The organism is Deltaproteobacteria bacterium (genome assembly GCA_016178705.1).
GTDB lineage: Bacteria > Desulfobacterota > Binatia > HRBIN30 > JACQVA1 > JACOST01.
In genome coordinates this window covers 492,767-514,806 of the sequence record JACOST010000028.1, presented here as the reverse complement: position 1 = coordinate 514,806, position 22,040 = coordinate 492,767, and the positions used below count along the sequence as shown (strand labels likewise).

Annotated in this window: 21 protein-coding genes and 2 tRNA genes; 11 read left to right on the top strand and 12 right to left on the bottom strand. The window is 63.9% G+C overall.

Annotated features, from left to right (window positions below; translation table 11 throughout):
- Nucleotide 1 precedes the first annotated feature (1 nt).
- The 3 genes from HYR72_19300 (at nucleotide 2) to argC (ending at nucleotide 3,950) form a co-directional block, all read left to right on the top strand.
- Nucleotides 2-1,927, top strand: a complete 1,926-nt coding sequence (locus HYR72_19300; GenBank protein ID MBI1817125.1) for a M1 family metallopeptidase — start codon at nucleotides 2-4, stop codon at nucleotides 1,925-1,927.
- 2 nt (nucleotides 1,928-1,929) lie between these two features.
- Complete coding sequence (locus HYR72_19295; protein ID MBI1817124.1) at nucleotides 1,930-2,787, top strand: hypothetical protein; 858 nt, start codon at nucleotides 1,930-1,932, stop codon at nucleotides 2,785-2,787.
- Between the two features lie 101 nt (nucleotides 2,788-2,888).
- On the top strand, nucleotides 2,889-3,950 hold the full coding sequence (argC, locus tag HYR72_19290; GenBank protein ID MBI1817123.1) for an N-acetyl-gamma-glutamyl-phosphate reductase: 1,062 nt from the start codon (nucleotides 2,889-2,891) through the stop codon (nucleotides 3,948-3,950).
- Nucleotides 3,951-3,993: 43 nt separating this feature from the next.
- Here the strand turns inward: argC and HYR72_19285 are convergent, their stop codons facing one another.
- The 3 genes from HYR72_19285 to HYR72_19275 form a co-directional block, all read right to left on the bottom strand.
- Nucleotides 3,994-4,386: a response regulator gene (locus tag HYR72_19285; GenBank protein MBI1817122.1), complete on the bottom strand. Its 393-nt coding sequence runs from the start codon at nucleotides 4,384-4,386 to the stop codon at nucleotides 3,994-3,996.
- 342 nt (nucleotides 4,387-4,728) lie between these two features.
- Nucleotides 4,729-6,348: a HEAT repeat domain-containing protein gene (locus HYR72_19280; GenBank protein ID MBI1817121.1), complete on the bottom strand. Its 1,620-nt coding sequence runs from the start codon at nucleotides 6,346-6,348 to the stop codon at nucleotides 4,729-4,731.
- Between the two features lie 50 nt (nucleotides 6,349-6,398).
- Nucleotides 6,399-7,772, bottom strand: coding sequence for a GNAT family N-acetyltransferase (locus tag HYR72_19275; protein MBI1817120.1), 1,374 nt, complete (start codon nucleotides 7,770-7,772; stop codon nucleotides 6,399-6,401).
- Nucleotides 7,773-7,902: 130 nt separating this feature from the next.
- On the opposite strand from HYR72_19275, the gene HYR72_19270 reads away from it, so the two are divergent.
- From HYR72_19270 to HYR72_19255, 4 genes are all read left to right on the top strand, one after another.
- Complete coding sequence (locus HYR72_19270; GenBank protein MBI1817119.1) at nucleotides 7,903-8,922, top strand: hypothetical protein; 1,020 nt, start codon at nucleotides 7,903-7,905, stop codon at nucleotides 8,920-8,922.
- A gap of 22 nt (nucleotides 8,923-8,944) precedes the next feature.
- Entirely contained in the window at nucleotides 8,945-9,406 is a 462-nt protein-coding gene (locus HYR72_19265) for a pyridoxamine 5'-phosphate oxidase family protein (GenBank protein MBI1817118.1), read from the top strand.
- A 342-nt stretch (nucleotides 9,407-9,748) separates the two neighbouring features.
- Complete coding sequence (locus HYR72_19260; protein MBI1817117.1) at nucleotides 9,749-10,420, top strand: response regulator transcription factor; 672 nt, start codon at nucleotides 9,749-9,751, stop codon at nucleotides 10,418-10,420.
- A gap of 12 nt (nucleotides 10,421-10,432) precedes the next feature.
- Nucleotides 10,433-11,797 (top strand): sigma-54-dependent Fis family transcriptional regulator, encoded by a 1,365-nt coding sequence (locus tag HYR72_19255; protein ID MBI1817116.1) that lies wholly within the window; start codon nucleotides 10,433-10,435, stop codon nucleotides 11,795-11,797.
- A gap of 19 nt (nucleotides 11,798-11,816) precedes the next feature.
- On the opposite strand, the gene HYR72_19250 is transcribed toward HYR72_19255, so the two are convergent.
- The 9 genes from HYR72_19250 to ispE all read right to left on the bottom strand — a co-directional run bounded on the left by HYR72_19250 (nucleotide 11,817) and on the right by ispE (nucleotide 17,236).
- A complete protein-coding gene (locus tag HYR72_19250; protein ID MBI1817115.1) occupies nucleotides 11,817-12,269 on the bottom strand; it encodes a 50S ribosomal protein L9 in 453 nt (150 codons plus the stop codon).
- Between the two features lie 13 nt (nucleotides 12,270-12,282).
- Nucleotides 12,283-13,209 (bottom strand): DUF2232 domain-containing protein, encoded by a 927-nt coding sequence (locus HYR72_19245; protein ID MBI1817114.1) that lies wholly within the window; start codon nucleotides 13,207-13,209, stop codon nucleotides 12,283-12,285.
- Between the two features lie 2 nt (nucleotides 13,210-13,211).
- Nucleotides 13,212-13,541: a 30S ribosomal protein S18 gene (locus tag HYR72_19240; protein ID MBI1817113.1), complete on the bottom strand. Its 330-nt coding sequence runs from the start codon at nucleotides 13,539-13,541 to the stop codon at nucleotides 13,212-13,214.
- 9 nt (nucleotides 13,542-13,550) lie between these two features.
- Nucleotides 13,551-13,916, bottom strand: a complete 366-nt coding sequence (rpsF, locus tag HYR72_19235) for a 30S ribosomal protein S6 (GenBank protein MBI1817112.1) — start codon at nucleotides 13,914-13,916, stop codon at nucleotides 13,551-13,553.
- A 10-nt stretch (nucleotides 13,917-13,926) separates the two neighbouring features.
- Nucleotides 13,927-14,499, bottom strand: a complete 573-nt coding sequence (locus HYR72_19230; GenBank protein MBI1817111.1) for an aminoacyl-tRNA hydrolase — start codon at nucleotides 14,497-14,499, stop codon at nucleotides 13,927-13,929.
- 6 nt (nucleotides 14,500-14,505) lie between these two features.
- Nucleotides 14,506-15,222 (bottom strand): 50S ribosomal protein L25, encoded by a 717-nt coding sequence (locus HYR72_19225; GenBank protein MBI1817110.1) that lies wholly within the window; start codon nucleotides 15,220-15,222, stop codon nucleotides 14,506-14,508.
- 22 nt (nucleotides 15,223-15,244) lie between these two features.
- Nucleotides 15,245-16,201 carry a ribose-phosphate pyrophosphokinase gene (locus tag HYR72_19220; protein MBI1817109.1) on the bottom strand — a complete coding sequence of 319 codons (957 nt, stop codon included), beginning with the start codon at nucleotides 16,199-16,201 and terminating at the stop codon, nucleotides 15,245-15,247.
- 64 nt (nucleotides 16,202-16,265) lie between these two features.
- Nucleotides 16,266-16,336: transfer RNA gene (locus tag HYR72_19215), tRNA-Gln, on the bottom strand.
- Entirely contained in the window at nucleotides 16,337-17,236 is a 900-nt protein-coding gene (ispE, locus tag HYR72_19210) for a 4-(cytidine 5'-diphospho)-2-C-methyl-D-erythritol kinase (GenBank protein ID MBI1817108.1), read from the bottom strand.
- 59 nt (nucleotides 17,237-17,295) lie between these two features.
- Between ispE and HYR72_19205 the strand changes: the two genes are divergently transcribed.
- From HYR72_19205 to HYR72_19190, 4 genes are all read left to right on the top strand, one after another.
- A tRNA-Arg gene (locus HYR72_19205) sits at nucleotides 17,296-17,367 on the top strand.
- Between the two features lie 251 nt (nucleotides 17,368-17,618).
- The gene (locus tag HYR72_19200) at nucleotides 17,619-19,601 is read left to right on the top strand and encodes an SAM-dependent DNA methyltransferase (protein ID MBI1817107.1); all 1,983 of its coding nucleotides are present in this window, start codon (nucleotides 17,619-17,621) and stop codon (nucleotides 19,599-19,601) included.
- The gene (locus HYR72_19195; protein MBI1817106.1) at nucleotides 19,598-20,971 is read left to right on the top strand and encodes a restriction endonuclease subunit S; all 1,374 of its coding nucleotides are present in this window, start codon (nucleotides 19,598-19,600) and stop codon (nucleotides 20,969-20,971) included. Before HYR72_19200 ends, HYR72_19195 begins: the two co-directional genes overlap by 4 nt.
- Nucleotides 20,968-22,038, top strand: a complete 1,071-nt coding sequence (locus HYR72_19190; GenBank protein ID MBI1817105.1) for a DUF1016 domain-containing protein — start codon at nucleotides 20,968-20,970, stop codon at nucleotides 22,036-22,038. The genes HYR72_19195 and HYR72_19190 overlap by 4 nt, the downstream gene beginning before the upstream one ends.
- Nucleotides 22,039-22,040: the final 2 nt, after the last annotated feature.

Sequence of the window (22,040 nt, the reverse complement as noted above, 5' to 3'; positions counted from 1 at the left end):
CGTGCGCGGTCGACTTACAACCGGCTTCATCGCCTTGGCGGTGTGCCTCGCGGCGGCGGCGGCAGCGGAACCGTTGTCGTCACGGATCGCGAACTACGACATCGACGCGCGGCTCGACGTAACGCAGCACACCGTCACCGCGCGCGAAGTGCTCACCTGGCGCAACACCAGCAGCGAGAGCGCCCCCGACCTGTACTTCCATTTGTACCTGAACGCCTTCGCCAACAATCGCTCATCGCTGATGCGCGAGGCCGGTGAGGCGGTGGAGGACTGGCAGCGCGACAAGCCGGACGGTTGGGGACAGCAAGCGATCTCGCGATTCGTCGTCGATGGCAGCGACCGTACGGCGGCAATCGAGTGGGTTCATCCTGACGACGACAACGTCGAAGATCGAACGGTCATCCGCGTGCCGCTCGAACATCCGATCGGCGCCGGGGGCAGTGCGCGAATCGAAGTCGACTTCACCGCCAAGCTGCCGAAGATCTTTGCGCGCGCTGGCTACGCTGGCCCGTTCCACTTTGTCGCGCAGTGGTTCCCCAAGATCGGCGTGTACGACGGTGGCGCGTGGAACTGTCACCAGTACCATCTGACGACCGAGTTCTTCGCCGACTTCGGCGTCTACGACGTGCGGCTCACGGTGCCGCGCGACTCGGTTGTCGGCGCTACCGGCGAGCGCCAAGAGGAACACGACAACAGCGACGGCAGCAAGACGTTGCGCTATCACGCCGAAGACGTCCATGACTTCGCGTGGACGGTCGACCCGCGCTTCATCGAAGTCACCGACCACTTCGACGCGGTCACGCTGCGCTTACTTCTGCAACCGCACCACGTAACCCAGGCAGCGCGGCACCTCGATGCGGTGAAGGCTGCGATGTTGCGCTATCGCGACTGGTTCGGGGCCTATCCGTATTCGCAACTGACGATCGTCGATCCAGCCCCCGGCGGCAACGGGGCCGGCGGCATGGAGTATCCGACCCTGATCACCGTCGGGACCTCGTGGTGGATGCCGGCGGGCCTGCGCTTCCCCGAGTTGGTCACCATTCATGAGTTCGGTCATCAATACTGGTACGGGATGGTGGCCAACAACGAGTTCGAAGCGGCGTGGCTCGACGAAGGCATCAATTCGTACGTCGAAGGCCTGATCATGGACGAGCGCTATGGCCCGCAAGGAAGCTACATCGACGTCTCCAGCTTGCGGGTCGACGGCATCGCCGCGCGGCGTGCGGGCTATCTGGCCGCGCCGAGCCACGATCCACTCACGCGCTATGCCTGGCAGTTCCTCGATCGGCGCAGTTACAGCAGCATCACCTACGCGAAGACCGCGCTGCTGCTCGCGACGTTGGACCGGTACCTCGGCCGCGATCGCTTGCACGTGGCGCTGCGGCACTACTTCGAACGCTGGCGCTTTCAACACCCGACGGCGCGCGACTTCATCGAAGCCATCAACGAATCCGCGGGTGAGGATCTGTGGTGGTACTTCGATGAAACCATCTACGGCACGGGGACGCTCGACTATGCGGTGACCCATGTCGAAACCGAGGACGCGCTCGAGTTCGCCGGCGCCCACGTGCCGGCAGCCACCGCTGAGGAGGCGGCACCGGCACCGAAGGAGAAGCGCTATCGCAATCAGGTGGTGGTCGAGCGGCTGGGAGACTTGCGCATGCCGGTCGAGGTCACCGTGTCATTCGAGGACGGCACCGAGACGGCTGAATGGTGGGATGGCACCGATCGGTGGCGCCGCTTTGAGTACGTCGGCACGCAACGGGTCGACTATGCAGTGGTGGATCCGCGTCACAAACTGCCGCTGGACATCAACCTCACCAACAACTCGCGAATGCGCGACCAGGCCACTCGTGGCGTGATCCGACTCGCTGGACGCTGGGGATTCTGGTTTCAGAATCTGCTGCACGTGCTCACGGGGCTGTAGCGATGGGACGCGTGTTGGCCGCGGCATGCCGCGGCGCGATGTGGCGTTCGTCGCTGGTACTGCAAGTGTGGGCGATGAGTGCGATGTTCGCCCTCGCCTTCAGCCTCAGCGCGGGCCATTGGCTCGACCTGGCGCTCGACAGCTCGCTAGCCACCGCCACGCTGCTGCGCGACCTCGACGCCAACGTGCTGATCGAGCTGTGGCGCTATCACCGTGAATCGCTCGCGCAGTTGTTCGTGATCGCGTTGCTCTTGGTCCTGACCAACGTCGCGCTTGGGATCGGGCTCAACGCGGGCCTCGCCGGGACGACGCAAGATCCCGGCGTGGCCGTTCTCCCGCGCGAGTTCTGGCGGCGCGGCTTTGCACTCTATCCGGTCTGTGCGCGACTGTGGGGGCTGGCCACTGCGATCGTCATTGTCGCGCTTGCCGCGATCACAATCACGGCGCGGCTGCTCGTCCGCTGGCTATCGGAGAGCCCCAGCGAGATGCCGTACTACTACATCCACGGCACCGCGCTCGTGCTCGCGGGCGCGCTGTTGATCGGGCTGGTCACCGTCCATGATCACGCGCGGATCTACGCGGCGCGGCGCGGCGTCGGCGCGCTGCGCGCCTACCGCTGGGCGTGGTGGTTCGTCACGCGCGGCGATGCGCGGGCACCTCTGCTTGCCGTGGCGCTGCTGCTCAGTGGCGGGTTGGTGTGGCTGGTCTATCAGAGCCTGGCGGCGCTGCTGCCAGCGACGACGACGTTTGGGATGAATCTCTCCCTGTTGTGGGGGCAGGTCTTTCTACTCGCGCGCGCCTTCTTGCGCGTCGCGACTTTCGTGGCGGAGAGCGAGCTGCAAATCGAACTGCCCGAGTAGCGGTGCTCGGCCCGCTCCCCTGCCCACTTCAACAACCGTCGCCGCGGCCTTTCGCTGCGCACCGCTTCTCGGTAAGGTTTGCGGCGTAAGGAGGAGCGCGCGTGGCGAAGGACATTGCGGTCGGGATTGTCGGCGGATCCGGATACTCGGGGGGCGAACTGTTGCGTCTGTTACTGGCGCACCCGCGCATGCGCGTGGCGTGGGTGACGTCGCGCGGCGACAAACACCTCGAGTCAATTCATCGCAATCTGTTCGGCACCGGGCTGCGCTTCATCAAGGAAGAGGACGCCACGGCGTGCGACGCCGCGATTCTGTGCATGCCGTCGCGTGAATCGATGACGCGCGCCGAACGCTATCTGAAGATGGGCGCCAAGGTCGTCGATGTCGGCTCCGACTTTCGGTTGAAGGACGCCGCGCTGTTCGAGCAAGTGTACAAGGCGAAGCATGTGGCGTGGCCGTTGGTAGAAGAGGCGCCGTACGGCGCCACCGAGTTGCATCGCGAGCAGATCCGTACAGCCCGCTTGGTCGCCAACCCGGGCTGCTTTGCTTACACGGCGATTCTCACGCTCGCACCACTCGTCAAGGAGAAGCTCGTCGAACTCGATCGCCTCGTCGTCGACGGCATGTCCGGCACGTCGGGCGCCGGTGCGGAGCCGGTGGTACCAACCCACCACAGCGAGATCGGCAACTCCGCGTTTCCGTACAACGTCGTCGATCATCGCCACACCTATGAGATCGAACAGGAGCTGACGGCCGTCGCCGGTGCGCCGGTGACGATTCATTTCACGCCTTACTACTGTGCCTTCTCGCGCGGCATTCTGGCCAACTGTCACGGGTTCCTTACCCGCAAGATCTCGCGCCCCGATCTGCTCGCGCTCTACCAGGACTTTTACAAGGACGAGCACTTCGTGCGCGTCCTGACGTTGGAGAAAGACCCGAAGGTGAGTTGGCAGTTCCTACCCTACCCCAGCGTGGCGCTGGTGGCGGGCTCGAACTTCGTCCACCTCGGCGTTGATGTTGATGCACGGCGGGGCCGCGTGGTCGCCTTCGGAGCGCTCGACAATCTCGGCAAGGGTGCCGCCAGCTCCGCGATCCAGAACCTCAACTGCATGCTCGGCCTCCCCGAGGAGATGGGCATCGACGGCTACGGGCTGCATCCGTAGGACGACGCGATCGGCCCGCGCTACGTGTACCTCGGGGCCGTCTTCAGGATACCGTGGCCACCGCTACCCACGACGCCGACGCGCTGACCAGCGCTTCGATGGTGGCGACAAACTGTGTCGGCGGCATCGGCCGGCGCAGGAAGGCGTCGGCATCGAGGCGCTCCGCAAAGCGTTCAACCTCTGGTTCGGCGCTATTGGTCACAATCACCACGCGTGGGACTTCACTGGTTGGCACTTCGCGCAACCCGCGCAGCAGCTCCAGTCCGTTGGCAGCGGGCAGACCCAGCACGACCACCGCAGCGCCCTCCCGGGTGAAGTAGTTCAACGCGTCCAACCCGTCGCCCGTCGAGTGCACCTGTAAGCCGCGGGTACGCAACAACGTCTCCCCAATAATGCGCGCAGTGACGTCCTCATCGACGAGCAACACAGTGTCCATTACAGATCCTCCACGGTTGAGGGCGCCGACCAGCGGCAGCACGATCCGCTCACTTCGGCGCACGTCCAAGATCGCGGATGGGCGGGGTAGGCTCGGCTTGCAGTGGATACCCGTCGCATCGCGGGCACGGCGGAGCGAAACTCACGCCAGCGACTTCACTTCGGCTGTCTAGCTAGTCTCGGGCTGAGCGACGCGAGCGTCGCTGCTACGCGCGCGTCGATTCGCGGGGTTTCGGCACAAACCTGCCGGCAGAGTCGATCGACATCGGTCGCTCTCAGCAAGAGGCTGAGCCTCTCGTGAGGATCTTCTACTCGCTCACGGATCGCTGCGTCCTCGCCGTCGCTACGCCGGCAAGAGGTGCAGCTTGTTCTTAGCGGCCTTGCCGATTTTGGCGCGACCGTGCTTGGCCGCCAGATGTTCGAGCAGCTCGCGCGCGAGGGCGCGTTCTTCGCCGCGGCTCTCGGCGAAGTTGAAGGCCACGTAGAACAGCTCTTCGGGCGTGAGTGTCCGCTCCCGGCGCAGGCGGTCGGCGGTCGCAAATGTCGATTGCGACAGCTCGCGCAACATTTCGAGCGCGCTATCGTGCCGCCGGACGGTGAGCGACAGCGTGTGCGGGTGCGACTTGAGGGTGGCGACGGCGCACGCAAACTTGGTGTCGGCATCGAACGCGGGAGAGTCCTTCAACAGCGTCAACCATTTCGCCGCGGTGGCGAAGTCTTTGCGTTTCCGGAGGTGCTCGGCGCGGGCGCGCACGCGCTCGGCCAACCACGCCGCATCGAGGGTCGTGAGAAACTGGAAGTAGGCGCTGTACAGTCGGTCGTCGCGCTTCTCCAGGGCGCCTTCCATCTTTGCGCACAACGCGTTGAGCGTGTCGCGCTTCCAATCGCGGTCGTGCACCAGCAACACCTCGGACAGCGTCCACGCTTTGCGCTCATCGTCGCAGGCGAGAAACTCCTTCATCAGCGCCGCGCGCGCAGCAGGCAGTTTCTTGAGCGAGACACCCGCTTCATCGCGGCGCGCGTAGCTGTCATCGGTGAGGTAGCCGATCAGGGTCTTGACCACCGAACCCGATTCGAACGCGCCGAGCTTGTGGACTGCGAACCGCTTCACCAGTGGCTGCGGACTTTCGGCCAGGCGGCTGAGTTGCGCGAGATAGCTGCGGTCGAGCGCTTGGTCTTCGAGCAACAGAATCGCCGGCCGCAAGATGCCCGTCTCGTCGTCGGCTTCCAACAATGGCAGGAGGGCTTTGATCTCCGCTGCCGTGAGCGACTGGCCGCGCAAGCATTGCAGCAGCGCCCCGAGACCGTGAGTGCGCACCGCGTGCGGTTCCTCCCTGTCGAGCATGGCGAGCAATCGTTTGCGGGCCTTGGCGTCGGCGAGTGCCCCCAACAGCTTGGCCGCACCGACCAAACCTGTGCGCTGTCCCTTGGCGCCGGCGGCGAGCCGATCGGCGCGGGCAAACAAATCGGCACGGGCGCGCGCGTCGAGCTGCGGCACCGTTGCTGCGAGCGCGTCGCACGCCGTGCGACTGACGTCGAAGTCCTCGGCGGCGATCAGATCGAACAAGAGATCGAGCGCGGCACTGGTCCGCACTCGCGCACACAGATCGATGATCGCATTGAGCCGTCGGCGCGGCGCGTCCTTGACCAACTTCTTGATGCCGGCGATCGCGGCCTGACCGTAGTGAGCAAGAATCGCGGCCGCGCGTTGGCGCAGCGCATCGTCCTCGCTCTCGAGCAGCGGGACCAATGACGCGACGCCGTCGCGCGGGCGGACCTGCTCGAAGTAGCCGACCGCGAAGTCTCGAACGACCACGTTTTTCGCGCCGAGTGCGGCACCGACGGTTTGCACGACCGGATCGTCGCTGGCCTGCAGATGGGTGACGACCAACAGCGCCGCGCAACGCGCCTCGACGTCGGTACCCTTGATCAGTCCCAGTACGCCTCTCAGCGTTGCGTCCACGCGCCGATGCCTACCACGGAGCCGCCTGCAGAAGGAAGCGCGGCGGACGGCTAGACTACCGGCCACACGCTGGACGGGCGCTTCGGAAAGAGCACGGTGAGCAGCGCGCGGGCATTATCGGTTCGCACCAAACAATCAGGGAAGGCATACGCCAGCTCGTCGAGCGATCGATAGCCGAAGAGGAGCTGCAAGAACGTGAGCCCGGGGAAGAACGCGTCCGCGCGCGCCGCCGTGGTCGGCTGCAGTCGTTCGACGCCAACCAGATCGTTGGCCTGTTGCCACGCGGTGACGTCGACCAGCCGTCCGCCGTCGAACTGTAGCCGCAGCCCGCCGCGATAGAAGCTCACGCGGAGTTCGCCGCAGTGTTGTGCGAAGGCCGATCTCGTTAACCGTTGTTCCAACACCGGCGCGACGTGCCGAACAAATCCCGGCAGGTTCGGCACCCGCACGTACCAAGCGTACGCCGGCGCGACCTGCGGGCGTAGCGACTCGATCGCCGCGTACAGCGGATGATCGGTCCCCAGCCAGAGACCGACGTAGCGAAAGTCGTCCCCACCCACGCGGACGTAGTGCGCGCCGGTTGAGCGAACGTACGCCAGCAGACTCGGGGTAACCGATTCCCACGACGTGGGAGCAGCAAGCTCGCACGCGTACAACGCGAGTGTTGCCCCCGCCAGGCGCGCCGTGTGGGATGCGTGAGCGAGGAAGCCAACGGGGCGATCGTCCGCGCCCACCACCACGCACAACTCGCTACGATAGAAACTCATCGGCTGCCGGCCGGAGATCTCATAGCGCCACAAGCGGTCGTCGCGACAACTCGTCAGCAGGTAGCGCCCGGTTGCCTGATCGGCGATGCGGCGGATACTCGGTACGTCCGCGTCAGTCGCGGCGCGCACGCGATACGCACCGTGGCGGTCGCCGGTCGGCAAGCGCGCCGCGTTCAGCACGCGCCCGCCGAGCCGCTCCAGCGCCATCTCGTAGCCAAACTGGCGATAGAAGTACGGCACGCCGTCGATGGCGAGCAGATGCAGGCCGCGCGCGACAGCGCATTCATGGAGCGCGGAGAACAGCGCGCGCACCAGTCCACGGCCACGATAGTCGGCACGGGTGCCGATCAGCTCGGGCTGGCCGACCGTGATCGCAACATCGCCATAGCGCCATGTCTGCGGGATCAGACAGGCAGAGGCGATGATCGCAACAGACTGAACCTCTTCGACGATAAAAAACTGATCGGGGGCGAAGTGAGGATGGCGTCCCTCCATTAGGTCGCGCGTCCAGGCTGCCGTGTGCGCATCGGGCACCGGCGCGTCTTGATGCCGGAGCACGTCGGCAGTGAAGGCAACGAGGGCCTCGGTGTCCGTCGCCGTGGCGGGACGCACGATCAGGTCATCGCCTATCGAGTCAGTACCGAGCGCGTGCATCATGCTGTCATCGGGCAAATTGCTATCGTGATTGCAGCATTGCGCGGCGCGAAGCAAACCGCGAACATCGCGCCACCCACTTTGACTCGTCGTCGGTCATCGACTACGGTTGCCGCCGTCTCGGTTTTCCCGCATGCCACGTTTTTCGTATCGGACATTTGTCTGGATCTTCGCCATCGGCAACGCGATCGTGTGGTTCTTCATCCTGTTCGGTCTGGGGCACGTGGTGTACGAACACTTCGCCGAGGAAGCCGGCCTCACCTGGGAAGGCGCCTGGGCATTCTTCGCGCTGACGCCGTTCGTCAGTAGCGTCCTGGCGAGCCAGGGCGCGATCGTCAACTTGCGCGAGCAGTACCTCATCGGTCGTTTCATTCCGCCACCGTCAGCCGGGGCGCGGATGCCACCACCGCGGAACGTTTGGCTGATGTCGGCGCGGCATGCGCTGCCGTCGGCACTGATCGCGGCGGTGGTGACGACAGTGGTGCTGCAACTGGTCCCGGCAACGGCCGTGACTCTCGCCGCGGCGACCTATGGCATGGGGGCGATCGGCGCCACGATCACGTTGGTGCTGGCGCGCACCGCTGCCGATCGCGAGTTCCGGCGTTTCCACTTCCACCTCGGCAGCGTCGGCCGCCGCCCGCCATCAGGGCGGCGGTACATCGTCGCGCATCTGGTGCTCCCGTGGGTCGTCATCAACGCTATCCTCAACGCGGTGTTCGCTTGGATGCTGCATCACCAAAGCGAGGGGCCCGCGGCGCCATTGGTGGCGATTGGCGACCTGCGTCACGATCTAGTGCTGAGCACCTTTCTGATCTGCGTCTTCACCGCCGTGGCGGTCATCCCCGAGGTCGAGACCGATTTCGCCCTCGGCACCACGCCGGCGGAGATCAGTGGGACTACGGCAATGCCGCCGTTGTGGACGCGCTATGCGATGGCGCTGGGCCTTGCCGCCGCCGTCTGGATCATCGTGACCCTCTTCGGCCGGCTCGCCGGCGGCGGCATTTCGCTGCTCGCCACGATGCTGATCAAGTCGGTTGGCAGCGCGCTGCTCGCTGGACTCGCCGCCGCCCAGTGCGGCCGCTGGGCCCTCGCGCGTTGCCTCGCCCACGCCGCCGCGACCGTACCCGCACCGCGCCAAGCGGCTATTGCTTGAAGACAGAGAGAGAGGAAATCGCATGAGTCGCCGCAAGCTGATTGAACTGACCCCCGAGGAACGGCAGCGTTTCCTCCATGAGCAGCGCACGATCACGCTGTGCACCATCGATCGTCACGGCTATCCGCACGCGGTGGCGATGTGGTACATCGTCGACCCCGACGGTAGCCTGCTGATGACCACCTACGCGAAGTCGCAAAAGGCACTCAACATTCAACGCGACCCCAAAGTCGCGGTGATGGCCGAGACCGGCGCGACGTACGACCAACTACGCGGGGTATTGCTGCGCGGCCGGGCCGAGTTGATTCACGACGTTGACCGCTGCGCGGCGTTACTCGCCCGGGTCCACCATAAGATGAGCGGATCCTTTCCCGAAGGCATCGAAGAGGCGTTGAAAGCGCAAGCGCGCAAGCGAACCATTATTCGCGTCATCCCCGAACGAGTGAGCAGCTGGGACCATTCGAAGCTGGGGGGAACGTATTGAGTCGATGTCGGCGGTGATTCGAGTTCGGGCGAACGGATTTTGGGAGAGCGTGAAGAAAACAACCGTTTTTCCGAGTAGCAGGCCAGAGTAGAAGCCGAAGGCTTCGTATCGAGGGGCCACCTCCTGTGCGAAGCGCTCGAACGCCAGACCCCACCAGTCCTCCACTAGGCCACCCTGCTACCGCGCCGTAGCACCCTGCCAACTGCAGTACGCAGGTGCAAAGCGGGGTGCAGCGCGATTAGTTCCCGCCGTCCGTCGCGACCCCTTCGGCACACAAGTTGATCTCCCTCTGAAACGAGCCGCGTTTTCGATGCGGCAAACGAACTCGGGGGGAGGTTAACCATGCAAGTGCTGCAAACAGCAGTCTCAGCGGTTGCACCTGTCACTGACGCGAGGCCACTCGTGCTCATCGTCGATACGCATGATCTCTGTCGCGAGAGGCTGGCGTCGAAGCTGGCAGGGTCGAGGGCGTTCTTCCAAGTGCGCACGGCACCCGCCGACCCGCTTACGATTGTGGCGACGTTGGAGCGCGCGCCCTTCGCGGTGCTGGTAGTATCGTGCTGCAGCGACGCGATTCGACCGGTGCCAGTGCTCGCCAGCGTGCGCGCGCGCGTATTGCCGGTCGCGGTCATCATGCTGCGCGGGGCGAGCAATCACCCGCTCGGCATCTTCAAGAAGCACCTCGCGTTGGACAGCGTGGTCGACACGGTCGACGACCTTCCGAGCGCCATTGATGCCGCGCTGGCCTCACGCCTGGTACCGTGGCGCACAATCAGTTTGCCGCCGCGCCCCCGGTCGCTCACCCCGCGTGAGGCGCAAATCACCGAACAGGTGGCCTTGGGGTTGCGCAACGCGCAGATCGCCGAAGTCTTCGGCATCGCCGTGAAAACCGTGAAGGTGAATCTGACCAACATCTACGTCAAACTCGGCATTCGAACCCGTCAGGAACTGACGACGCTGGCGCCGCAGGTCTTACCCCGGACCGCATCGATGGCGGCGCCGCTCTCGCAATAGCGAGGCACAGCGATGTCGGCCCTACTGGTCGTAGATGACGCGGCCGGCTTCGCCGCGGTTCAACGGGTACTGCAGCCGGCCGGTTTCGATCTCTGTCACACGCGAGGGCTCGATCGAGCCCGGGCGCTCTCACACACCGGAAGCTTCGACCTCGGCTTGATCGACTTCCGGCTCGGCTCCTCAGATGAGCGCCACACCGGCCTCGATCTGTTGCGCCAGATCTCGCCGCAGTTCCCCGCCATCGTGCTCAGCGATGCGGCGCACGCGAATCAGGCGTGCGAGTCAGTACGCCTTGGCGCACGCGACTACCTGCTCAAGCCAGTGACGGAGGAGCGGCTGCTGCCGGTCGTCCACGCGACACTCGCGCCACCGCTGCCACCCCATCCACTCGATCAGCTCATAGGCAGCAGTCTGCCCATGCGCGCGTTGCGCGAGCAGATCGAAGTCGTCGCCCGGCGCGACGCCCGCGTACTCATCGTCGGACCATCGGGCAGCGGCAAGGAGTTGGTCGCACGCGCCCTCCACCACCTCAGCCGTCGACGCGCCAAGCCGTTCGTTGCCGTGAACTGTGCGGCGCTGCCGCGCGACCTGGTCGAGTCGGAGCTGTTCGGCTACGAACGTGGCGCCTTTACGGGCGCCGCCGCTCGGCGGCGCGGGCTGTTCGAACTCGCGGATGGCGGCACCATCCTATTGGACGAGATCGAGGAACTGCCGCCGGAGGCACAGGCGAAGCTGCTCCGCGTGCTCGAAGATCTCCGCTTTCGCCGCGTCGGCGGCGAAGCGGAGCTGGATGTCGACGTGCGTGTGGTGGCCGCGACCAACCAGGACCTGGCGGCACGCGTCGCCAGCGGCTTATTCCGCGACGACCTGTTCCATCGTCTCAACGTGGTGACGCTCACCGTACCCGCGCTCGCCGAGCGTCTTGGCGATTTGCCCGAACTGGTCGATCACCTGCTCGCCCAGTTCGGCGCGAGCGGGGCACACCTCAGCCGCGCGGTACAAGGCGAGCTACGCAGTCATTCGTGGCCGGGCAATGTACGTGAACTGCGCAACGCCATCGAGCGGGCGCTGGTGTTTACCCTCGGCCCCGAGATCACTTCACTGGGCTTGCAGCCGACGGCGAACCCGCGCGAGGTCGACCCAACCATCAGTGCCGCGATTGACGGGCTGCGCACCGCGTTCGCCGGCGCGGTCCGCGCGGGCGACAGCCTACCGCCCCACCTCGTCCGCACCATCGAGCACGCGCTCGCGCACACAGCGCTTGGGGTGACGGGCGGCAACAAGAGCGCTGCCGCGCGCTGTCTGGATTTGGATCGCAAGGCGCTCGAGCGGCGCCTTCAGGAGTCGTGGCGCGATCCCTCGGCAATGAAGCGCTGAGCGGATCACGCCGCGGTGTTTACGCTTCGCGCTCGGCTTCAACCACGATCGTGACGTGGGCGTCCACGCCAACGGCGAGATGGACGGGCACCATGTGCTCGCCGAGCGTCTTGATCGGCTCGGCCAGACGAATACGGCGGCGTTCGACTGTGAAACCCGCCGTCGCCATCGCCTTCTCGATGTCTTGATTGGTTACGGAGCCGAACAGCTTGCCCTCTTCACCGGCGCGCGCTTTGATCGTCAAGCGCAACGACGTGACCTTTTGCGCCAGCGCTTCACCCGCGCGCTTCTCGCGCTCGCCCTTCTCCGCGGCAACGCGCTTAAGGTGGTCGAGCACCTTGACGTTGCGCCGATCGGCGACAATCGCCAGCCCGCGCGGTAGCAGGTAGTTGCGCGCGTAGCCGGGTTTGACCTTCACGACGTCGCCGGTCACGCCGAGGTGGGGTACTTCTTCACGCAAAATCACTTCCATGTTGAACACTCCTTCAATCGTCGTCGGTGTCCGACTCCGGTACGCCGAGGCGGCGAAAGTTCACCCAGAGATCGAAGACGCCCAGCAGCGCGATCATGGCGAGCAGCACCTGCTGCGTGATGATCAGTCCATACGTGGCGATGCGCAGACCGCGGCGGATTTGGAAGCGCGCGAGGTAGAAGCTCACGATCGCCAGTCCCTGACAAAAATAGCACCCGATCAGCACCAAAAAGATGTTGCGTGCCACCAGACTGACCGCTGCGACCGGTGCGAACATCCCGAAGCCCGTCGCGATGAACGCCCAGATCAGCAACGGCGGTGCGTTCCAGAAGCGCAAGTCACTCACTTGCAACCAGGGGAGCAGGCTGCGCACGATGACGACGTTGAGCAGCATCGTCATGGCGCCGGTGAGTACGAGCATCCCGGGCAGAATGGCGAGGACACTGGCGAGCACGGGGTCGCGCGCCGCCAACAAATCGGCCATCGCGTCCTCGGGCATACCGAGCTGAGTCGAGACCGACATCGCCAAGTCGAAACTCTCGCGCAGTTGACCGCGCAGACCGCTGAGCACATCCGCCGGCGAGCCAAATGACGCGAGCAATAGAATCACGGCGGCCGCACTCCAGGCTGCCGCCCCGAGCAACACTGTGCGTTCCACCGACCAGCCGTTCCGCAACGCGGCGGTGGCTGCGAGAGTCGGCGCCCCCAGCGCCAGCAGATAGGTGAGCGCCGCCGTCGTGCCGACGAGGATCGCCGCCAGTACTGTGCTGAGGGCGATACACGCGCCCAACGCGCGCCAGCCATGCCGGCCGCCGAGCAACAAACCGGGCAACGGCACGAACGGCAGCAGTACGGCTGACACCGGCGCGCCGACCAGCGCGGTGACGTAGAGCCCGCCGGTAATTGCCACGGCGGCGCCGACTGCTGACGATCCCTGCATGCTTACGCCTGGACCGCGGTGTACGGCACGAGCGCGACCGTGCGCGCGCGCTTGATGGCGACCCGCAACCGGCGCTGGTGACGTGAACAGTTGCCGCTGATGCGGCTGGGAACGATCTTGCCGCGGTCGGTGATGAAGCTCGCGAGGGTGCGCGTGTCTTTGTAGTCGATCACCGATTCCTTGTCGGCGCAGAAGCGGCACACCTTGCGCCGTCCCGGCCCGCGTCGACGAAAGGCGCCGCCGGAGCCACCGCGCTCGTCCCCGCGACCGCCTCCGCCACCGCTGCGGCCACGACCGCCACCGCTTCCGCTTCTCTGCGTTGGAACTGCCATGACCTCTCCTTACTCCACAGTCGCGGGCGCGTCGGCGACGGCCGCCGGGCGGACCGGCTTGCGGCGCGATGGCCGCACCTTGCGTGTGACTTCCGCGGCGCGCACCGAGATGTAGCGCAGTACTTCATCGGCAATCCGCAGCGTGCGCTCGAGTTCGCGCACCGCCTCACCGGTGGCGGCGTACTCGATCACCACGTAGTTGCCACGACGCAGCTTCTGAATGGGATAGGCGAGGTCGCGCAGGCCCCACTCGTGTACCTGGCCGACCTGTGCACCCATGCCTTCGAGGAGTTTCTTGGCGCGTTCGATGATCTCGCGCACATGAGCCTCGGGGACTTCTGGGTGCAGCACAAAGAGCGTCTCGTATTGCTGCATGAACTGCCTCCTACTTTGCCGGTGCCGCCACCGGCACTCGCTGATTGAACCGATTCATCACTGCGTCCAAGCCCTCGCTGAGCAGGGCTTCCACTGCATCGGCCGCCCGCTCGATCGCCGTCCCGATCACTTCCTGTTCATCGGCTCCAAAGGGCGCCAGTACGTGTGCCGAGGTATCGTGTCCGTCACTCGGGCGACCGACACCGACGCGCACCCGATCGAACTCAGCGCCGCAACACAAGGCGATCGACGCCACCCCACGATGCCCGCCATCGCCCCCGCCGCGCTTCACTCGCAACTGGCCACACGGCACGTCAACGTCGTCGTGGACCACGATGAGCGCAGCGCCGTCGGCGCGTAACGGAGCAACCACTTCACCGCTCAGATTCATATAGCGTTGCGGCTCGACCAGCGTGACCGGCTGTTCGCTGATGCGGCCGACACCGGTGCGCGCACCACCGACATCGTCGCCAAGCGAGATGTGCCAGCGTTGCGCCAGTCGTTCGATCACCATGAAACCCACATTGTGCCGCGTGTCGGCGTAGCGTTGGCCGGGATTGCCCAAGCCCGCGACGAAGACCATACCTGCTTACGCGGTACCGCCCTTCGCCGCACCGCCCTTGCCTTCGACCTTGGGGGCACCACCCTTGCCCTCGGCCTTCGCCGGTTCGGCGGCAGGGACCGCTGCACCCTCGACCGGAGCGGCGCCTTCGACAGCGACTTCCGCCACTTTCACTTCTTCGACCGTCGGCGGCAGCACCGTGACCAGCGCTTCGTCGGTATCGAAGATCAGATCGATGCCCGCGGGGGCCTTGATCGTGCTGATATGGATCACGTCGTGAATGTTGAGCGGCGTGACGTCGATTTCGATGTACTCCGGAATATCGAACGGCAAGCTCTCCACCGTCACTTCACGCTGGAGCGGTTGCAGGATGCCACCTTCGATGATGCCGACCGCCTTGCCGGTGAAGTGCAACGGCACTTTGACGCGCAGCTTGGCGTTCACATCCACCTCGTAGAAGTCGGCGTGCACCAACGCGCCGCTGACCGGATGGAGCTGCACGTCCTTGATCAAGGCGACCTTGTCCGCCAACTCTCCCGACGATGACTGCAGCTTGATGAGGTGGGTCGATCCTTCCATGCCGGCGAGCCGGGTGCGGTACTCCTTGGCGTCGATCACCAGCGAGAGCGGGGTCCGCTTCGGTCCATAGAACACGGCAGGGGCCTTGCCCGTGCGCCGCATCTTCTTCGCGGCGCCCTTGCCGACGGTGCTACGAACCTCGGCGCTCATTTCCACGGTTTGCATCGCGTGTGACTCCTGTCGTGGTCTAGTCGAAAAGCGAACTGACCGATTCTTCGTCGTGGGTACGCTTGATGGCCGAGCCCAACAGTTGCGCGACCGAGAGCACTTTGACTTTGCCGCAGCGTTGCGCGGGTTCGGAGAGCGGGATGGTGTCGGTCACGATGAGTTCCCGCAGCACCGATTGCTCGACCCGCTCGATCGCCGGGCCCGACAACACCGGGTGCGTGCAACAGGCGTAGACTTCAGTGGCACCGGCGTCTTTGAGCGCCTTCGCCGCCGCCGCCAGCGTGCCGGCGGTGTCGACGATGTCGTCGACGATGATGGTTTTCTGACCTTCGACCTCACCGACCACGCGCATCTCCGCGACCACGTTGGGTCGCGGGCGGCGTTTGTCGATGATCGCCAGACCGGCGTTGATGTGCTTGGCAAACGCGCGCGCGCGTTCGACGCCACCGGGATCCGGCGACACGACGCAGACGCCATCGCCGGGAAGGCGATCGCGCACGTACTTCAGCAGCACGCGGGTCGCGAACAAGTTGTCGACGGGGATGTTGAAGAAACCTTGAATCTGCCCGGCGTGCAGATCGAGCGTCAGCACGCGCGAGGCACCGGATGTCGTGATGAGGTCGGCGACCAGCTTGGCGCTGATCGGCACGCGGGGGTCGACCTTGCGGTCTTGCCGAGCGTAGCCGAAGTACGGAATCACCGCCGTGACGCGCTTGGCCGAGGCTCGACGGAACGCGTCGAGCATCAGCAGCAGCTCCATCAGATTGTCATTCACGGGAGTGCAGGTGGATTGGAGGACGAACACATCGCTGCCGCGCACGTTGTCGGAGATCTTGACGTTGATCTCGCCGTCGCTGAAGCGCCGCACCTCGGCCTTGCCGAGCGGCACGTTCAAGTGCTGGCAGACTTCACGGGCCAGGGCGAGGTTTGAGTTCCCCGCGAATACCTGGATTTCGTCTCTCACCCGACTCCTCATTTCACCGGCGCCCGGGGCACCGTCGTTCCATCAATATCGCGCCGACACGTAGGGCGGGCAAGTACTGGGCGGGAAGGATTCGAACCTTCGATACCGGATCCAAAGTCCGGGGCCTTACCGCTTGGCGACCGCCCATCATGCTGCCGCCGGTGACACCTGCAGTGTCTCGACCGCGACCGCCCAAAATCCCCGGCCGCGCACCACTTCGGCCGCCACTTCCGCAGCCGCGCGCGTCGGCCAGATCCCAAACACCGCCGAACCGCTCCCTGTCATCAGCGCGCCCGTCGCGCCGAATTGCACCAATAAGCTCTTGAGGGAAAGCAACTCGGGACGAAGCTCAGCGGCAACTGCCTCAAGATCGTTCACCAGCAGCTCACGCACGGGCCTTCCGCTGGTAGCGAAGTCGGCGATACTAGTGGCCGACACTCTCTTTGTCAACGAACGCGGGCGGTCCTGACGGGCATCGTACTGCTGATAAACCGCCGCCGTCGACAGCCCGATTCCTGGGAACGCAAGGACCAGAGGTATTCGATCCCAACCAGCCAGGCGACTAACCACCTCGCCTGCCCCTTCGACGAGCGCCGGGCGGCCAAACACGAAGAACGGCACGTCGGCACCCAGGCGAGCACCCCACGCGGCCAACTCGTCCGCCGTGCGACCAGCATCGAGCATGCGATTGAGGGTAGTGAGAGTCGTCGCCGCGTCGCTACTACCGCCCCCAAGCCCGCTGCCCGGGGGAATTCGCTTCACCAGTTCGATATCAACCGCGGCACGGATCTGCGTCAGTTGTAGAAACAACACGGCCGCACGCGCGGCCAAGTTCGTCGCGTCCGCCGGCACATCCGGCGAATCGCTGCGCAACGTGACGTGCGGCGCCGCATCGGTGTCCACGGCGATCCGCAGCTCGTCGAACAGATCGACCGGCAACATCAGCGATTCGAGCAGATGGTAGCCGTCGGCACGCTGGCCAACGACACGGAGAAACAGATTCACCTTAGCCGGCGCGAGCACGCGCTGTGTGATGGGCGCGCTCATCGTTGTAAGATCCCCACTTCGTTGACCCTCTCAAACCTGCATGCTACCTGCATCGCAACGCCCCTGTGGTGAAAAGGATATCACACAGGCCTCCGAAGCCTGGAGTCCGCGTTCGATTCGCGGCGGGGGCATTCCTCTTTTCCGCCGATCCATCCGTTTCCATCCGAACGCGGCCTGACTGTATATTGCCCACGAGGTATCGAGACGCGCCTCCTGTTAATGGCTCGCGAGTTCCGCGTTAGACGCGGCAACAGACGCTCACATCATGACCGAGGCGCGCTAACGGCTCCTACGGGGTAGACACGTGCCGAAGGTGAAGAAGAGCAAGTGCTGTGACTACGGCGGGCCGCCTCATTGCCAGCTCCAAGGGGTTCATTGAACGATGGCTCTCTCTCTCGACAAACCCAAGCTCGACAACCTCGCCGGCGACATCTGGAAATCCGCCGAGCGGTTGCGCGGCAAGTTCAAGCCTTACGAATATCAGGGCGTCATCCTGCCGATCATCGTCATCCGCCGGTTAGAGTGCGTGCTGTTGACGTGGCGCGAGGCCAAGCGCGTGGAGGTGCTCGCGAAGCGGCCCAAGCTCACCGAGAAGGAACTCACCAAGCTGGTCAAGAAGCTCGAACTCAATCCCAAGCAGTCGCCCTTCTCCAACAAAACCGATTTGACGCTCCGCAAGGTCTATGAGGAAGACCCCGCGCTCCTGGAAGAAAACTTCCGCAAATACATCAACGGCTTTTCCAAGAACGTTGAGGACATCATCGAGCACTTCAACTACCGCGCCACCATCGGCACGATGGTGAAGAACAACCGGCTCGCGCCGATCCTGAATCAATACAAGGAACTCGCGCTCGGCCCGGACCAGCTCTCCGGGCTGGAGATGGGTTACATCTACGAGGAATTGCTCCGGCGCTTCTCAGAACAAAGCGGTGAGGTAGCCGGAGATCACTTCACCCCGCGCGAAGTCATCCGCCTCATGGTGGAGCTGCTGGACATTCCCATTCCCGACCGCCATTTTTCCATCTACGACCCCGCAGCCGGCACGAGCGGCATGTTGTCCGTGGCTAAGGAACATCTGCTCGACCGCGCCGCCACACCGGAGGAAAAGGAGCGCGTCGAAAAGTTCCTCACCGTCCACGGCCAGGAGTTATCACCGACGAACTATGCCGTCTGTCAGGCCGACCTCCTCATCAAGAACGATCAGCAGGTCAAAATTTTCCTGGGCAACTCGCTCATCCCCCATGATCCGCGCAGCCGCGACCAGGGCGACCAGTGGCCAGAGCCCAAACACCGCTTCAACCGCATGTTGAGCAATCCTCCATTTGGCGTCACCTGGGGCGGCAAGGACGGCTACGAAGCTGAGGTGCTCAAGCTGAAGAAAACCCGCTATACGGCCGGCTTGCCTGCGAGGAATGAAGGATCGCTGTTGTTCCTACAAACCATGATCGCCAAGATGATCCCGCCCGCCGAGGGCGGCAGCCGCATCGCCATCATCTTCAACGGATCCCCGCTCTCGAACGGTGACTGCGGACAGGGCGGGAGCGAAATCCGCCGCTGGATTCTGGAGAACGACTGGCTCGACGCCATCGTCATGCTGCCCGACCAGTTGTTCTACAACACCGGCATCTTCACGTACATCTGGCTGCTGCGAAACGACAAACCCGCCGGCCATCGCGGACGCGTGATGCTCATTGACGCGCGGAAGCAATTCGAGAAAGAGCCAAAAGCCTTCGCCAGTAAACGCAACCGCATGACGGACGCCCATCGCCAATGGATCGAGGAGCGTTACCGCGAGGGCTGGGCCAAAGGCTACACCGATGAACAGGTGAAGATTTTCCAGCGCGAAGATTTTGCCTACCGCAAGGTCGGCGTCGTGTTCTGGCAGACGGACGAGCAGGACAAGCCCGCCATTGTTACCGAGCCATACGGGAAGGCGTTCACCGCCCCGAATGTCACCAAGGAACTGGAGTTCCACGCTAGCGACCTGACCTTCAGCGTGCGCGTGAAAGCGGCGGACGGAGAAAAGACCATCACCCTCGCCATCCCTCCCAACGACAACGCGGCGAAGAAGTTCAGAACAGTTTTGGCCGACCGGCCCGAAATTCTCTCCGTCGAATGGACGCACCGGCACTACGTGCAGGACGACGAATACATCCCGCACGGCGAGGACATCGAGGCGTTCCTGAAGCGGGAAATCGCCAAGCCCATCATCCGCTGGGAGGACAGCCCGCAACTCGGCTACGAAATCCTGCCGAACAAATGCTTCTACCGCTACCAGCCGCCCACGCCCGCGAAAGAATTGCTGGCCGAGTTTTGGAAACTGGAGAAAGAGGCAGAGAAGATATTGGAGGGGCTGGCCAAATGAGCGCTGTCGAGTCCAACGACGCCTGGCTCGGTAAAATGCCGAGCGACTGGCAGCGCAGTCGGCTTCGCAACGTGGCCGCATTGTCACCGGGCTACTCCGCGACAGTTCCCGCGTCAGATGAAGCATGCACGGTCGCTCCAATGGAATTGCTTTCCGACGATGGCGCGATTGACGTAACGAATCAGCAGCCGTTGGACGAAGTCACATCGGGACTGACCCTCTTTGAGGCGGGCGATGTTCTCTTCGCAAAGATCACTCCTTGCATGGAGAACGGGAAAGGTGCGTTCGTGCGGAAACTGCCAACGCGCTACGCCTTTGGAAGCACCGAGTTTCACGTGCTTCGGCCCAGTAAGAAGATTGACGGGACATTCCTGTATTACGTCACCTTCAATCCCATTTACCGCGCTTATGCAGCAGAGAACATGGTCGGCGCGGCGGGCCAAAAGCGTGTGTCCTCTCGCTTTGTGAAAGATACGCGGCTGTTCCTCCCGCCGCTGCCGGAGCAACAGCGGATCGCGGCGTATCTGGATGCGAGTTGTGCGGCGATTGACGCGGCGGTGGCCGCCAAACGCCGCCAACACGAAACCCTCGACGCACTCCGCAAGTCCATCATTCAACGTGCCGTGACACGGGGCACCTCAGCGCGCGTCGCGCTGGAATCTACTGGCAATGCGTGGATGGAAGAGATTCCACGCGGCTGGAAGCTCGTTTGCCTCAAACGCATCGCTGCAATTCAAGGCGGTCTCACCCTCGGCAAGCAATATGAAGGTTCGCTCATCGAGCGTCCTTATCTGCGTGTCGGTAATGTGCAGGACGGCCACCTCGATTTGGCGGACGTTTCCGTGATCGAACTCCCGGCCAGCGTAGCTGCGGGTGTTGAGCTTCGCCCTGACGATGTGTTGATGACCGAGGGCGGAGACCTTGATAAACTCGGTCGAGGCCATTTATGGAGAGGCGAGATCACGGGATGCCTGCACCAGAACCACATCTTCGCAGTGCGGTGCTTCCTCCACAAATTGAAGCCGATGTTCCTCGCCTATGTCACTGCCGCTCAGTATGGGCGTGATTACTTCGAGGCCACGGGCAAGAAAACAACCAACCTGGCCTGCACGAACGCGACCAAGGTTGGCGAGTTCCCCATTCCATTACCCTCCTTGACCGAGCAGGAAGCTATCTGTGTTTACCTAGACGAAAAACTCGGTGAACTGAAGCGCATCGTTTCAGGCATCGAATCCCAAATCGCCACCCTCACCGCCTACCGCAAGTCGCTGATACACGAGTGCGTCACCGGCCAGCGGCAGGTGACGGACGACGACGTGCGGCGCGCAGGGCACAGCGAGAGAAGTCAGCCTACGGAGCGCAGGGCATGACACCTCGGAAACCGACAAAGCGAGCGGGCGTGGTCTTGCCAGTTGGAAAGCCAATCGCGCTGATCTCGGATGTGCGGGAGCTGATTCTGCAAGCTCGCGAGGGGGTCGCCCGGGCCGTGGACTCCGCGCTGACGACCCTGTACTGGCACGTGGGCCGCCGCATCCGGAAGGACATCCTCAGGGAAAAGCGCGCCGAGTATGGGGAGCAGATTGTGTCCGCGCTGAGTGCGCAATTGGAAGTGGAGTTTGGGCGTGGATTTGGCGAAAAGAACCTGCGCCGCATGATCCAGTTTGCGGAAGCGTTCCCCGATGAAAAGATTGTCGCCGCACTGCGGCGACAATTGGGCTGGACTCATTTCAAGGCCATCATCCCGATGACCGATCCGCTCAAACGCGACTTCTACGCCGAGATGTGCCGCATCGAGCGCTGGAACACTCGCACACTGGAGAAGAAAATCGGCTCGATGCTCTTCGAGCGCACGGCGCTGTCGCGCAAGCCCGCGAAGCTCGCGGAGATGGAACTCAATCAATTGCGAGAGGCAGACAAGGTCACGCCCGATCTGGTCTTCCGCGATCCCTACATCCTCGATTTCCTCGGGTTGAAAGACACCTATGCGGAAAAAGATTTGGAAGCGGCGATTCTGCGGGAGATGGAAGCGTTCATCCTCGAACTGGGGGTGGGCTTCTGCTTCGTGGCACGGCAGCAGCGGATGCAGATCGACGACCGGGATTACTACCTCGACCTGCTCTTCTACCACCGCAAACTTCGCCGCCTGATCGCGATCGACCTGAAGATCGGCCGGTTCGAGGCAGCGGACAAAGGCCAGATGGAACTCTACTTGGGCTGGCTCAAGCGTTACGCGTGCGAACCGGGCGATGCCGAGCCGTTGGGCATGATCCTGTGCGCGGGCAAAAGCGAGGAACACATCGCCCTGCTTGAACTCCAGAAGAGCGGCATCCACGTGGCCAGCTACTGGACGGATGCGCTGCCGAAGAAGGAACTGGAACGCAAACTCCACGAGGCGGTGCGCCTGGCCCGGACACGTCTGGAGGCGGCAAAGGACTGACT

Excerpts from the sequence above, each read along its gene's own strand:
- HYR72_19220 (MBI1817109.1), bottom strand. The coding sequence starts at position 16,201 with ATGAGGAGTCGGGTGAGAGACGAAATCCAGGTATTCGCGGGGAACTCA.
- HYR72_19240 (MBI1817113.1), bottom strand. The coding sequence starts at position 13,541 with ATGGCAGTTCCAACGCAGAGAAGCGGAAGCGGTGGCGGTCGTGGCCGC.
- HYR72_19245 (MBI1817114.1), bottom strand. The coding sequence starts at position 13,209 with ATGCAGGGATCGTCAGCAGTCGGCGCCGCCGTGGCAATTACCGGCGGG.
- HYR72_19265 (MBI1817118.1), top strand. The coding sequence starts at position 8,945 with ATGAGTCGCCGCAAGCTGATTGAACTGACCCCCGAGGAACGGCAGCGT.
- HYR72_19195 (MBI1817106.1), top strand. The coding sequence starts at position 19,598 with ATGAGCGCTGTCGAGTCCAACGACGCCTGGCTCGGTAAAATGCCGAGC.
- HYR72_19225 (MBI1817110.1), bottom strand. The coding sequence starts at position 15,222 with ATGCAAACCGTGGAAATGAGCGCCGAGGTTCGTAGCACCGTCGGCAAG.
- HYR72_19260 (MBI1817117.1), top strand. The coding sequence starts at position 9,749 with ATGCAAGTGCTGCAAACAGCAGTCTCAGCGGTTGCACCTGTCACTGAC.
- HYR72_19250 (MBI1817115.1), bottom strand. The coding sequence starts at position 12,269 with ATGGAAGTGATTTTGCGTGAAGAAGTACCCCACCTCGGCGTGACCGGC.
- HYR72_19275 (MBI1817120.1), bottom strand. The coding sequence starts at position 7,772 with ATGATGCACGCGCTCGGTACTGACTCGATAGGCGATGACCTGATCGTG.
- ispE (MBI1817108.1), bottom strand. The coding sequence starts at position 17,236 with ATGAGCGCGCCCATCACACAGCGCGTGCTCGCGCCGGCTAAGGTGAAT.
- HYR72_19295 (MBI1817124.1), top strand. The coding sequence starts at position 1,930 with ATGGGACGCGTGTTGGCCGCGGCATGCCGCGGCGCGATGTGGCGTTCG.
- HYR72_19270 (MBI1817119.1), top strand. The coding sequence starts at position 7,903 with ATGCCACGTTTTTCGTATCGGACATTTGTCTGGATCTTCGCCATCGGC.
- HYR72_19230 (MBI1817111.1), bottom strand. The coding sequence starts at position 14,499 with ATGGTCTTCGTCGCGGGCTTGGGCAATCCCGGCCAACGCTACGCCGAC.
- HYR72_19285 (MBI1817122.1), bottom strand. The coding sequence starts at position 4,386 with ATGGACACTGTGTTGCTCGTCGATGAGGACGTCACTGCGCGCATTATT.
- HYR72_19200 (MBI1817107.1), top strand. The coding sequence starts at position 17,619 with ATGGCTCTCTCTCTCGACAAACCCAAGCTCGACAACCTCGCCGGCGAC.
- HYR72_19190 (MBI1817105.1), top strand. The coding sequence starts at position 20,968 with ATGACACCTCGGAAACCGACAAAGCGAGCGGGCGTGGTCTTGCCAGTT.
- rpsF (MBI1817112.1), bottom strand. The coding sequence starts at position 13,916 with ATGCAGCAATACGAGACGCTCTTTGTGCTGCACCCAGAAGTCCCCGAG.
- HYR72_19255 (MBI1817116.1), top strand. The coding sequence starts at position 10,433 with ATGTCGGCCCTACTGGTCGTAGATGACGCGGCCGGCTTCGCCGCGGTT.